9 protein-coding genes are annotated in these 11,972 nt (G+C 68.3%); 2 read left to right on the forward strand and 7 right to left on the reverse strand.

Annotated elements, in window-relative coordinates; genetic code table 11:
* Positions 1 to 13 precede the first annotated feature (13 nt).
* The 3 genes from DACI_RS25655 to DACI_RS25665 all read right to left on the reverse strand — a co-directional run bounded on the left by DACI_RS25655 (position 14) and on the right by DACI_RS25665 (position 3,571).
* Entirely contained in the window at positions 14 to 1,312 is a 1,299-nt protein-coding gene (locus DACI_RS25655; RefSeq protein WP_012206873.1) for a sensor histidine kinase, read from the reverse strand.
* Positions 1,313 to 1,410: 98 nt separating this feature from the next.
* The gene (locus DACI_RS25660; RefSeq protein ID WP_034396394.1) at positions 1,411 to 2,130 is read right to left on the reverse strand and encodes a FadR/GntR family transcriptional regulator; all 720 of its coding nucleotides are present in this window, start codon (positions 2,128 to 2,130) and stop codon (positions 1,411 to 1,413) included.
* A gap of 106 nt (positions 2,131 to 2,236) precedes the next feature.
* On the reverse strand, positions 2,237 to 3,571 hold the full coding sequence (locus DACI_RS25665) for an MFS transporter (RefSeq protein WP_013801125.1): 1,335 nt from the start codon (positions 3,569 to 3,571) through the stop codon (positions 2,237 to 2,239).
* A 216-nt stretch (positions 3,572 to 3,787) separates the two neighbouring features.
* On the opposite strand from DACI_RS25665, the gene DACI_RS25670 reads away from it, so the two are divergent.
* The gene (locus DACI_RS25670; protein ID WP_043782625.1) at positions 3,788 to 4,330 is read left to right on the forward strand and encodes an ureidoglycolate lyase; all 543 of its coding nucleotides are present in this window, start codon (positions 3,788 to 3,790) and stop codon (positions 4,328 to 4,330) included.
* A gap of 73 nt (positions 4,331 to 4,403) precedes the next feature.
* On the opposite strand, the gene DACI_RS25675 is transcribed toward DACI_RS25670, so the two are convergent.
* The 3 genes from DACI_RS25675 to DACI_RS25685 all read right to left on the reverse strand — a co-directional run bounded on the left by DACI_RS25675 (position 4,404) and on the right by DACI_RS25685 (position 9,484).
* Complete coding sequence (locus DACI_RS25675; RefSeq protein ID WP_012206877.1) at positions 4,404 to 5,372, reverse strand: alpha-E domain-containing protein; 969 nt, start codon at positions 5,370 to 5,372, stop codon at positions 4,404 to 4,406.
* A complete protein-coding gene (locus DACI_RS25680; protein ID WP_012206878.1) occupies positions 5,373 to 6,842 on the reverse strand; it encodes a circularly permuted type 2 ATP-grasp protein in 1,470 nt (489 codons plus the stop codon).
* 143 nt (positions 6,843 to 6,985) lie between these two features.
* Positions 6,986 to 9,484: a DNA internalization-related competence protein ComEC/Rec2 gene (locus DACI_RS25685; protein ID WP_012206879.1), complete on the reverse strand. Its 2,499-nt coding sequence runs from the start codon at positions 9,482 to 9,484 to the stop codon at positions 6,986 to 6,988.
* A gap of 173 nt (positions 9,485 to 9,657) precedes the next feature.
* Between DACI_RS25685 and DACI_RS25690 the strand changes: the two genes are divergently transcribed.
* The gene (locus DACI_RS25690; RefSeq protein ID WP_012206880.1) at positions 9,658 to 10,116 is read left to right on the forward strand and encodes a RidA family protein; all 459 of its coding nucleotides are present in this window, start codon (positions 9,658 to 9,660) and stop codon (positions 10,114 to 10,116) included.
* A 43-nt stretch (positions 10,117 to 10,159) separates the two neighbouring features.
* Here the strand turns inward: DACI_RS25690 and DACI_RS25695 are convergent, their stop codons facing one another.
* Positions 10,160 to 11,929 carry a methyl-accepting chemotaxis protein gene (locus tag DACI_RS25695; RefSeq protein WP_012206881.1) on the reverse strand — a complete coding sequence of 590 codons (1,770 nt, stop codon included), beginning with the start codon at positions 11,927 to 11,929 and terminating at the stop codon, positions 10,160 to 10,162.
* Positions 11,930 to 11,972: the final 43 nt, after the last annotated feature.

Raw genomic sequence — 11,972 nt, forward strand, 5'->3', positions numbered from 1 at the left:
GCCCGGCTATCGGTCACTCGTCGGCATATCGCAGCGGAAACAACAGAAGAAAGGTCGTGCCGGTCTGCGCGGCCGACTGCACCTCGATCGTGGCGTCCAGCAATTCCGCCAGCCGCTTGACGATGGACAGGCCGATCCCCTCGCCTGCGCCGCTGCGGTAGCTGGCCGCCGCACCGCCTTGCTGCGGCGCCCCCCCGGTGCGGACCTCCCCGGACGCCGCCGTCCCCAGGTGGCCCGAAGGGTCCATGTCCGTGGCCTGCTTGAGGGCGGCAACCAAAGGCGCCGCAGGCGCCATGCCAGGGCCCGTGTCCCCGATGGAGAGCATCCAGCGGCGCCGGTCCTCCCCATCGCCCAGAGCCCACTTCACCGTGACACCGCCCTCCTGGGTGTACTTGAGCGCGTTGAGTATCAGGTTCTGCGCGATGCGGCGCAGTTTCAAGGCATCCCCTTCCACCGGCATCGTCCCCGGCCCCTGCAGGTGCAGGTACAGGCCGCGATCGTTGGCCAGGGCCTGCAGTCCCTCGCACAGATGGGTGATCACCTCGGCTGCGTCAAAGGAGGTCAGCTGGCGATGCTCGCGCCCGGCGTGCAGCTTGGCCAGCTCCGTCACGTCATCCAGCAGATGGCGCAGCGACTGGACGTTGCGGTCCAGCATGCGCAGGAGTTTCTCGCGCGACTGCGCCGGCGCATGCTGCATGCCCAGGCCATGCGTCACATTGGCCACCACGCCGACGTTGCTGCGCAGGTCATGCGCGACCTGCTCCCACAGTTGCGAGCGCTGCAGGTCCAGCATGCTCACGTCATGCAGCGCCGCTTCCAGGTCCCGGACATGGCCCTCGGCCTCTTGCTGCTGCAGGCGGAAATACTGGGTGCTGCTGTCCTGCACATCGCGCGTGTAGGTGGCGGCCCAGGCCTTGCGCGCAACGCGCATGGCGCCATGCGCATCGGGATGCTCCTCGGCATAGGCCTCCAGTTGCGCCACCATGACTTCGTTGAGCAGGCCCAGCTCGCGCACGACCTCATGCAGGTCATAGCCCTGTTGCCAGCGGTGCAGGCCGTGGGCGGCGGCCTGCTCGCCATCGACCGGCGGCTCGGCAGCGCCTGCCGGGGCACCGCCGAGGGCCCGCAATTGCTGCTCGAACGCGGCCAGCACGGCCGGAATGTGATCGTTCAACTGGGTGCGGGGAAGCGCCTCGCCGGCGGTCAGTGCCGGGTCCCGCCTGACGGCCTTGCGCCATGTCTGCAAGAGTCCTTCGCGCTGCGCCGCGAGGGCGTCTGCCAGTATGCAGAGTTCATTTCCTTGGCTTGTCATGGATCGGCATCCGTGGCGGTCTGTAGAGAGGGGAAAAAAGCGTTGCGCCAAGGATGGTAAGGCCAAAAACCCGGCCGATCGGGCTCGTGCCGGCGCGCCTACAGGCCGGTGGGAAAGTGCACGCCCGCGCGCTGGGCAGCCTGCACGATGTGCGTGGCCATGGCCTGCTGCGCCAGTTCGGGCCGGCCCTGGGACAGGGCCTCGATGATGGCGGCATGCTCCTCGGCGGTCGCATGGCGCGCGCCGCGCTTGTAATACGGCAGGCGCTGGCTTTCCTGCATGACCTCGCCGCTGCCGCGCAGCACGTCGGCAATCGCATGGTTGCCGGAGATGGTGGCGATCTGCAGGTGAAACTCGAAATCCAGGCGCGTGGCCTGCACGAAATCGGCCAGCTCGATGCTCTGCTGCATGGCCTGCAGGTTGGCCTGCAGGGCCGCCACGTCTTCGGGCTGCACCACCAGGGCGGCCAGGCGTGCGACAAAGCCCTCCAGCGCATAGCGCAGCTGATAGACGTCGGTGAGCGCATGCGAGTCGGCAAAGCGCCAGGCCTCTGCGCCAGAGGCCGGGGCGTCGGTAGCCTCGGTCACGTACATGCCCTTGCCTGGCCGGGCCACGACCAGGCCCAGCCCCTGCAGCGTGGACAGCGCCTCGCGCAGCGAGGTCCGGCTGATGCCCAGTTGCTCCGACAGGTCGCGCTGCGACGGCAGCAGCGCGCCCACCGGATACACGCCGCCCTCGATCCACTCGCGGATCACGCGGGCGGCATTGCCGGCAACGGCGGTGCTGGCGGAAGGACTGGAAGCGGTGCTGGGTTCCATGCGTTGGCAGGTCTCGGGGTCGGGGGCGGCAGGTGCGCTGATCTTAGCGACTGCGCACCGCTGCCGCATGGTCGTGTGGTCGTGTGGTCGTGCTGCGTTGGTGTCTCTACTTGTTGACCAGCTTGGCCGGCACCGTATAGGTCAGGAAGGCGCCGAACAGCAGCACGCCGGCCAGCACGAACATGGCGGCATTGGTGCTCTGTGTCGCATCCTTGATGAGGCCGATCATGTAGGGACTGATGAAGCCGGCCAGGTTGGCAAAGGAGTTGATCAGCGCAATGCCGGCTGCCGCACCCGCGCTGGACAGGATGGCCGTGGGCAGGCTCCAGAACAGCGGAGAGGTCGCCAGGCTGCCGCCCGCGGCCAGCGCCAGGGCGGCCAGCGACAGATAGACGTTGCCGCTGAAGATGGCCGACAGCATCAGGCCCGCTGCGCCCACGCAAAACGGCACGATCAGGTGCCAGCGGCGCTCGCGCATGCGGTCCGAACTGCGGCTGACCAGGTTCATGGACACCACGGCCACCGAGAACGGTACGGCCGTCAGCAGGCCGATGTGAAAGGCTCCCTCCACGCCCGACTGGCGGATCAGGCTGGGCAGCCAGAACGTGAGCCCGTACTGGCCCATGACGGTGCAAAAGCAGATCAGGGCCATCTTGATGATGCGCGGGTCGGAGAACAGCGCGCGCAGCGTCACATGGCTATCGCTCTTGCTGGCGTTCTCGCGGGCGATGTTGCGCTCCAGCAGGGTCTTTTCCGCCTCGGTCAACCAGCGGGCGGCGCGGATGCCGTTGTCCAGGTACCAGAGCACGGCCAGGCCCAGGATCATCGAGGGGATGGCCTCGAGCAGGAACAGCCATTGCCAGCCGCGCAGCCCCGCCACGCCCTGCATCAGGTCCATGATGCCGCCCGACAGCGGGCCGCCCAGGATGCCCGACACCGGAATCGCGCACATGAACAGCGCCACCATGCGGGCGCGCCGGTACGACGGAAACCAGTAGGTCATGTACAGGATCATGCCGGGGTAGAAGCCCGCCTCGGCCGCGCCCAGCAGAAAGCGCAGCACGTAGAACTGCGTGGGCGTGCTCACGAACATCATGGCCGCCGAGATCAGGCTCCACATGATCATGATCCGCGAGATGGTGGCCTTGGCGCCTATGCGGTGCATCAGCATGTTGCTGGGCACCTCGAAGAAGAAGTAGCCGATGAAGAACAGCCCCGCACCCAGGCCGTACATGGCCTCGCTGAACTGCAGGTCGGCCAGCATGTGCAGCTTGGCGAAGCCCACGTTCACTCGGTCCAGGTAGGCCGCCACATAGCAGGCCATGATGAAGGGCAGCAGGCGCCAGGCCACCTTGCGGTAGACGGCGGCCTCGGCCGGCGTTTCGCTGGCCAGCGCCGGCGCCGCGCCGGCGACCTCGGCAGATGCGGGAAGTGATGACATCAGGAAGTCCTTGGTTGAAGGGTTGTGATCAACTGGTATGACCGGTCTGAAAATACGGAGCGAATGTTGCCCTTCCCGCCGGCCAATGCACACTCGCATTTACCCGAACCACCCCAAATGATGCGCAGGACATCGGCTGGCATCACTCGGGTTTGACAAAATCCCCAGGCAACAGCAAACTGGTAATACCAGTACGAAAACAAGAGGCAAAACTTCGTGAACACCTTGTCAGAGACCCGCCCCGCCAGCCTTTGCCTGCGCGCCCAGCCGCTGACCGCCGAGGCCTTTGCCGAGTTTGGCGAGGTCCTGGACAGCACAGGCCACACACCGCTGCTCATCAACGATGGCATGACCGAGCGCTACCACGCCCTGGCCCGCGTGGACACGGGCGGCAGCGAAGGCCATGGGCTGATCAACCTGTTCCATGCCCGGCCCTATGCGCTGCCCCTGCGGCTGACCAGCATGGAGCGCCACCCCCTGGGCAGCCAGGCCTTCATGCCGCTGGATGCACAGCCCTTCATCGTGGTGGTGGCCCCCCTGGGCGAACAGGTGGCAACCGCCGACCTGCGCGCCTTCATCACCAACGGCCGCCAGGGCGTGAACTACCGGCGCGGTGTCTGGCACCACTCGCTGATCGCGTTGAATGCGCCGGCGCGCTTCATCGTGATCGACCGTGGCGGCCCTGGCGACAACTGCGACGTGCTGCCCATCGGCGGCGCCGAGGGCGTTGTGCTGGACCTGGGCAGCGCGCAGGCCTGAATTCGGCCCGCCCAATGAACCAATGAACAAAGCCGCCCGAGGGCGGCTTTGTGCTGCATGGCGGCCGACGGACTCAGGCGGGCACCAGAAAGTCCCGGCTGATGCCCTGGCCCAGGTCGTGCACGCGGTCCAGGAACTGCGTGAGATAGGCGTGCAGGCCCGTGGCCAGGATTTCGTCGATGCGCGCATAGCGCAGGTCGGCCAGCAGGCGGCCTGCCTTGCGCTGGGTCTCGCGCGACTGGGCGTTGGCCACGCTTTCCAGGTTGGCCACCACCTCCAGCATGCTGGCCAGCAGCGAGCGCGGCATGTCGCTGCGCAGCATCAGCAGCTCGGCCACGCGCTCGGGCGTGATCACGTCGCGGTAGACCTTGCGGTAGACCTCGAAGGCCGAGACGCTGCGCAGCAGCGCGCTCCAGTGGTAGAAGTCGAACGGCGTGGCCGCCTTGCCCGATGCGCCGTTGCGTGCGCTGCCGTGGTAGTCGCGCTCGATGGCGTGGAACTTCACGTCCAGCAGGCGTGCCGTGTTGTCGGCGCGCTCGATGAAGGTGCCCAGGCGCAGGAAGTGGAAGGCCTCGTCCTGCAGCATGGTGCCCAGCGTCACGCCGCGCGACAGGTGCGAGCGGTGCTTGACCCATTCGAAGAACTGGCCCGGATCGCGCTCCCAGTCGCCCTCGGCCAGCAGGCGCTTGAGCTCCAGCCAGGTCTGGTTCTGGGTCTCCCAGGCCTCGGTAGTCAGGGCGCCGCGCACGGCGCGCGCGTTCTCCCGCGCAGCGCGCAGGCAGGAGGCGATGGACGAGGAGTTGCTCTCGTCGCGCACCATGAAGTGCAGCACGGCCTCGCGCTGCACCTCGCCGTGGCGGGCGGCGTAGGAGGGGATCAGCTCGCTGATGGACAGCACGCCCTGCCAGGCCTTGCGCGCCACCTGCGGCGCCTGGGGCAGCATGGAGGTGTCATAGGAGACGTTGAGCATGCGGGCGGTGTTCTCCGCACGCTCCGTGTAGCGGGACATCCAGTACAGATGATCGGCAGTACGGCTGAGCATTCAATGTCCTCCCTCGTTTGACTCACCGGCCCCGAGCACCCAGGTGTCCTTGGTGCCGCCGCCCTGTGATGAATTGACCACCAGCGAGCCCTCCTTAAGCGCCACGCGCGTGAGGCCGCCGGCCACCATGCGCACCTGGTTGCCGCTGAGCACGAAGGGCCGCAGATCGATGTGCCTTGGTGCGATGCCCTGCTCCACCAGGGTGGGGCAGGTGGACAGCGCCAGCGTGGGCTGCGCGATATAGCCGCCGGGATTGGCGATGAGCGCGCGGCGGAAATCCTCGATCTCGCCGCGCGAGGCGGCAGGCCCGATCAGCATCCCGTAGCCACCGGCGCCGTGGACTTCCTTGACCACCAACTCGTCCAGGTGGTCGAGCACGTAGCGCAGATCATCGGGCTTGCGGCATAGCCAGGTCGGCACGTTCTGCAGGATGGGTTCCTCGCCCAGGTAGAAGCGGATCATCTCCGGCACATAGGGGTAGACCGATTTGTCATCGGCCACACCCGTGCCCGCTGCATTGCAGATGCTCACGTTGCCGGCACGGTAGGCGCGCATGAGGCCGGGGCAGCCCAGCGTGGAGGTGGGGCGAAAGACTTCGGGGTCGAGAAAATCATCGTCCACGCGCCGGTAGATCACGTCCACGCGCTGCGGGCCGCGCGTGGTGCGCATGTAGACCACGTCCTTGTCCACCACCAGGTCCTGGCCCTCGACCAGCTCCACACCCATTTGCTGGGCCAGGAAGGCATGCTCGAAGTAGGCGCTGTTGTGCATGCCGGGCGTCAGCACCACCACCGTGGGCTCGGGCGTGCCGGCCGGCGCGCTGGCGCGCAGCGTCTCCAGCAGCATGTCGGGATAGTGGGCCACGGGCTCCACGGGATGGCGCGAGAACAGGTCCGGGAACAGCCGCATCATCATGCGCCGGTTCTCCAGCATGTACGACACGCCCGAGGGCACGCGCAGGTTGTCCTCCAGCACGTAGTACACGCCCTCGCCCTGGGCATTGGCGGCGCGCACGATGTCGATGCCGGCAATGTGGGCGTAGATGCCGCCCTGCACCGCCAGGCCCCGCATCTCGGGCCGGTACTGGCTGTTGTTCAGCACCAGTTCGCGCGGCACCAGGCCCGCGCGCAGGATCTCCTGGTCGTGATAGACATCGTGCAGGAAGCGGTTGAGCGCCGTCACGCGCTGCACCAGGCCCGCCTGCATTCGCGACCACTCATGTGCGGGAATGACGCGCGGTATCAGGTCGAAGGGGATGAGGCGCTCGTTGCCGGCGCCGCTTTCGTCCTTGTCGCCGTAGACGGCGAACGTGATGCCGACGCGCCGGAAGATGATCTCGGCCTCGGCGCTGCGCGCTCGCAGCGTCTGTTCGGACTGGCGCGCAAGCCATTGCGCGTAGTCCTTGTAGTGCAGGCGCACATCGCTGCCGTCGAACGGCGTCATCGTGTACATCTCGTCAAATGGATGCATTCGTCACCTCCTGTCGCTGCATGTGTACGGGGTCTAGCAAGCTACGGGCCAGCCCTCGTATCGCACCAGTGTAGCGATAGGTAACCTCAATCCGGACAAGCGGTATCCAGCATATGCATCCTGCTTCGCCATCGGCGCACGCCCTATCCGCCCTGCCCCTGCGTGACGTGCACATCCCAATAGCGGCGCGCCCTTTCCCGCTCGCAGACCAGGTGCACGGGGTCCGAAGAGCGCCAGTGCGCCGCACCGCAGCGGGCCGACTGCACCACGCCGGCGCCATGGGCCTCATAGCGGCGCACCACCTCGGGGACAGGATGGCCATAGCGGCTGCGATATCCCGCCTGCACCATGGCCCAGCGCGGTGCCAGTGCCTGCACCAGGGCGGTGCTCGATGAAGTGCGGCTGCCGTGGTGGGGCACCAGCAGCCACTGCACGGGCGTGAGGGCGCCGGCCCTTGCCAGAGACCGCTCCTGCGCAGCCTCGATGTCACCGGCCAGCAAGGCCTGCACGCCAGATGCCGAGCGCAGCAACAGCACGCAGCTGCCCGCATTGGCATGGGCCAGCGCCCGTGCGGAGGGCAACCGTTCGCCGGCAGACGGATGCAGCACCTCCAGCCGCACGCCATCCCATTCCCAGTGCTGGCCCGCCTGGCAGCGGCGCACAGCGCCCAGGCCGGCCAGCGCAGGGTCGAGGATCACGGAATCCGATCCCCAGACCTGCGCCTGCGGCTGCGCGGCATGCACGGCCAATGCACCGCCCGTGTGGTCATTGTCGCGGTGGCTGAGCCACAGGGCATCCAGCCTCAGACCCAGAGCCTGCAGCAGCGGCACCAGCACCCGGTCGCCGGCATTGCTGTCCAGGCCGTACTGCGGCCCCGTGTCATACAGCAAGGCATGCCGCGCCGTGCGCACCAGTACGGCATTGCCCTGGCCTATGTCCACGGCCATCAGGTCGAACTCGCCATGCGCCGGTGCTGGCGACGGCCACCACAGGGCCGGCAGGCACATGGCCAGGCCCCAGCAGCGCCATCCGGCAGGCACCGGAGCCACCAGCGCCAGGCCACCGCACAGCGCAGCCAGCCCTGCCCACAGCGGCGACTGCGGCAGTTGCACCACGGCCCATGCCCACTGGTCCAGCCATTGCAGCAGCTCCAGCAGCGGGGCCAGCGCCAGCGCCGCGCCTGTCCACAATGGCGGCCACAAGGCACCCAGCAGGGCCAGCGGCGTGACCACGAAGGTCACCCAGGGAATGGCCGCCAGATTGGCCAGCAGGCCCGACAACGACAGCTGGCCGAACAGCATCAGGCCCAGCGGCGCCAGCGCCAGCGAGATGCGCCATTGCTCGCCCCACAGGGCCAGCGCACGGGCAGGCAGCGAAGGCCGCTGCGCGCCCTGCATGCGCGCATCGGTGGCCAGCAGCACGCCCACGGCCACAAAGCTCAGCCAGAAGCCGGCCTGCCACAGGGCCCAGGGGTCCAGCACCACGACCACGGCCAGCGCCAGGCACCACACGGCGGGCCAGGGCCAGCGCAGTCCGGCGCCGCGCAACGCAGCCACGCTGGCCAGCATGCAGACGGTGCGCTGCGCCGGCAGTCCCCAGCCGCTGAACAGCGCATAGCCGCCCGCCAGCAGCACGCCGGCCAGCAGGGCCGCCTGCGGCGCCGGGCACCACAGGCAGGCCCGTGCGCTGCAGCGCCAAAGCCTCCCCACCACCAGGGCTGCCAGCCAGGCGAACAAGGTGATGTGCAGGCCGGAAATGCTCATCAGATGGGCCACGCCGGTATGCCTGAACAGCGCCCAGTCATCCCGCGCAATGGCCTGCTGATCACCCATGGCCAGGGCGGCCACCACACCCAGCATGCGCGGCGCATGGGCAGGGTCCAGGCCGATGCGCTGCAGGGATGCCGCAAGCGCGGATGTGCGGCCCAGGATGGCGTCGCGCATCTGCTGGCGCCAGCGCTGCAGGGCATGGCTGCCGGTGTCGGCCAGTTGGCGTGCAGCGGGCTGTTCGCGCACATGGCCCGTGGCCTGCACGCCCTGCTCCCACTGCCACAGCTCATAGTCGAAACCATGGGGATTGCGCGCGCCATGCGGGCGCTTGAGCCGCACGGTCAGCGCCCAGCGCTGGCCCGGCCGCAGATCGGGCAGCATGGCAACACCCCTGGACTGCCGGCCACGGGGGGCATACCAGGACAGTTCGATCAGTGCAGGAAACGGCGCCAAGACCTCTTCGCTGCCGACGATCCGAGCCTGCTCCACCTCCATGCACCAGCGCATGCCCTGGGCCATGTTCTGGGGAAGCGATGCCACGACGCCGACGATGCGCAGGTCACGCCCCTCCAACGGCGCAGACAGCGCCTGGCCCGCAAAGTCCTGGGCCCGCCAGCCGGTCAACCCGCCCACCAGCAAGGCAGCGCAGACAGCGGCCCACAGGCGGTGCACACCACGGCCGCGCCGGCCCGCCCATGCCCGCCACGCCCTCCATGCCAGGCCTGCCAGCCCCATGCCCGCCAAGAGCAGATACATCCACAGCGGCCACAGGCGCGGCTGCGTGACCTGCCAGGCCGCACCGGCCACGCAGCCGAGCAGCAGGGGCGTCCAGGAAGACGGCGAGAGGGTTTGGGCAGGTGCCGCAGGGTGCATCCACACATGCTAGGAGCGGATGCCGCGCAGCCACCATGCACCGCCTCGGATTCAGACAACAATCAGACTGACGGAAGCCCAGGCCCTGACATGCCAGGGTGCAAGGGGCTGTGTCACACTGTCCGCCACCCCGGCACTGGTGCCGGATTTTTCTTGTCTCGAAGGAATCAACGATGAGCGTTTACGAACAACTGAAGGCCCTGAACATCGAACTGCCGTCGCCTGCCATCCCGGCGGCGGCCTACGTGCCCTATGTGCAGACGGGCAATCTGGTGTTCCTGAGCGGCCATATCGCGCGCAAGGACGGCAAGGTCTGGGCCGGCCAGCTGGGCCGTGATCTGCAGACCGCCGACGGCCAGCAGGCCGCGCGCGCCATCGCCATCGACCTGATGGGCACGCTCCAGCACGCCGCCGGCGGCGACCTGGGCCGCGTGCGCCGCATCGTCAAGCTGATGTGCCTGGTCAACTCCACGGGCGACTACACCGAGCAGCACCTGGTGGCCAACGGCTGCAGCGAGCTGCTGGGCCAGGTCTTCGGCGATGCCGGCACGCATGCGCGCAGCGCCTTCGGCGTGGCCCAGATCCCGCTGGGCTCCTGCGTGGAAATCGAGCTGATCGCCGAACTGGCCTGATCGGCAGCATGCCGCCGCTCGGAGCCACGGTGCTCGCAGGCGGCTAGAAACTCTCCCATTGGCCATCCTCGGCTGCCGGTGCGGCAGGCCGGGGCGCCGAGGCCAGCTTGGGCGCCGCCGCCCTTGCTGCGGCAGGCCGCGCGGCAACCGGCCCGGCAGCCGCAGGCGCCACGGCTGCTGCCGGCCGCCTTGGCGCTGCGGCCGCGCTGTGCGCAGTGCGCGCCGCCGGCGCAGCCTGCCTTGCGAGCGTCGTCGGCGAAGGCGCCAGGTGCGCCACCTTGAACACCGCCACCGTCCGCGACAGCTGCTCGGCCTGCTCTCGCAGGCTTTGCGCCGCGGCCGCGCTTTGCTCGACCAGGGCCGCGTTCTGCTGCGTCATCTGGTCCAGTTGCCCCACGGCCTGGTTGACCTGGGCCACGCCCGCGCTTTGCTCCGAAGAGGCCGCCGTGATCTCGCCGATGGTGTCGGCCACGCGCTGCACGGACTGCACAATGCCGTCCATGGCGGTGCCCGCATCGCCCACCAGGCGGGCGCCGTCCTCCACCCGCTCCACCGAGGCGCCGATGAGCTGGCGGATTTCCTTGGCAGCCGCCGCGCTGCGCTGTGCCAGCGTGCGCACCTCGCTGGCCACCACGGCAAAGCCCCGGCCCTGCTCGCCGGCGCGGGCCGCCTCCACGGCGGCGTTCAGCGCCAGGATGTTGGTCTGGAAGGCAATGGAGTCGATGACGCCGACGATGTCGGCAATCTGCCGGCTGCTGTCGTTGATGCCCTTCATGGTCTCGACCACCCGGGCCACGACCTCGCCGCCGCGCTGGGCCACCTGTGATGCGCCCGCCGCCAGGCTGCTGGCCTGCTGGGCACTGCTGGCGCTTTGCTGCAGCGTGCTGGTGAACTGCTCCATGGCGGCAGCCGTCTCCTGCAGGTTGCTGGAGGTCTGCTCGGTGCGCACGGACAGGTCCTGGTTGCCGGTGGCGATCTCGGCGCTGGCGATGGCGATGCTGTCCGTGCTCTGGCGCACCTGCTGCACCATGCCCGACAGCGATTCGCTCATGGCCTGCAGCGAGCGCAGCAGGTCGCCGAATTCATCAGCACGCTGTGCCTGTCCCTGCGCGCCTGCGCTCAGGTCGCCTGCGGCAATGCGTTCGGCCAGTTCGCTGGCCTCGGCCAGGGGCCGGCGGATGCTGGCAATCAGAAAATGGGCGCCGATGACGATGCCCAGCAGCAGCAGGCCCACGGCTACAGCGGCAAAGCCCACGGTGAGCCTGCGCGAGGCGGCCATCTCTTGCTGGCTGGTACGCGCCACCTGCTCCTGCATCTGCACGAAGTCGCGCAGCGACTGCAGGTAGGCATCCACGGCAGGGTTGTAGGACTGCTTGACCAGGACCAATGCCTGCTCCTGCCGGCCGTCGGCCTTGAGCTGGCGCGCCTGGGCACGCAGTTCGGTCATGGTCTTGCGGGCTGCCGCAATCCTGGCCATCTGCGCCTTGTCTGCGTCGGACAGGGGCATGGCTTCCAGTGATTTCTGCACCTCGGTGATCCGCGCCGAGGTGGCGGAGATCACGTCCTTGAACTCGGCCTCGACCGCGGCATCGCTGCTGACCACCACGGCCTGGGTGCGGGCCGCGTTGGTTTCGGTCAGCCCCATCCAGCGCACGGCGGCCTGGACCCGCGCCTGCATCTCCTGGTTCACCGCCTCGGACCGGGCCTGGACCTGGGCCGAGCGATAGCCCGACAAGCCGACCACGCCCACCAGCGCCACCACGATGGCGGCCACTGCAAGCCACAGCTTGTGTGCCATGCGAAGTCGCAGCATATGCAGTCTCCCTCATTTTGGAAGACTCCATGTTGAGGCCTGG

Origin of the sequence: Delftia acidovorans SPH-1, assembly GCF_000018665.1 — a bacterium.
GTDB lineage: Bacteria > Pseudomonadota > Gammaproteobacteria > Burkholderiales > Burkholderiaceae_C > Comamonas > Comamonas acidovorans.

Excerpts from the sequence above, each read along its gene's own strand:
- DACI_RS25665 (WP_013801125.1), bottom strand. The coding sequence starts at position 3,571 with ATGTCATCACTTCCCGCATCTGCCGAGGTCGCCGGCGCGGCGCCGGCG.
- DACI_RS25690 (WP_012206880.1), top strand. The coding sequence starts at position 9,658 with ATGAGCGTTTACGAACAACTGAAGGCCCTGAACATCGAACTGCCGTCG.
- DACI_RS25660 (WP_034396394.1), bottom strand. The coding sequence starts at position 2,130 with ATGGAACCCAGCACCGCTTCCAGTCCTTCCGCCAGCACCGCCGTTGCC.
- DACI_RS25675 (WP_012206877.1), bottom strand. The coding sequence starts at position 5,372 with ATGCTCAGCCGTACTGCCGATCATCTGTACTGGATGTCCCGCTACACG.
- DACI_RS25695 (WP_012206881.1), bottom strand. The coding sequence starts at position 11,929 with ATGCTGCGACTTCGCATGGCACACAAGCTGTGGCTTGCAGTGGCCGCC.
- DACI_RS25685 (WP_012206879.1), bottom strand. The coding sequence starts at position 9,484 with ATGCACCCTGCGGCACCTGCCCAAACCCTCTCGCCGTCTTCCTGGACG.
- DACI_RS25680 (WP_012206878.1), bottom strand. The coding sequence starts at position 6,842 with ATGCATCCATTTGACGAGATGTACACGATGACGCCGTTCGACGGCAGC.
- DACI_RS25655 (WP_012206873.1), bottom strand. The coding sequence starts at position 1,312 with ATGACAAGCCAAGGAAATGAACTCTGCATACTGGCAGACGCCCTCGCG.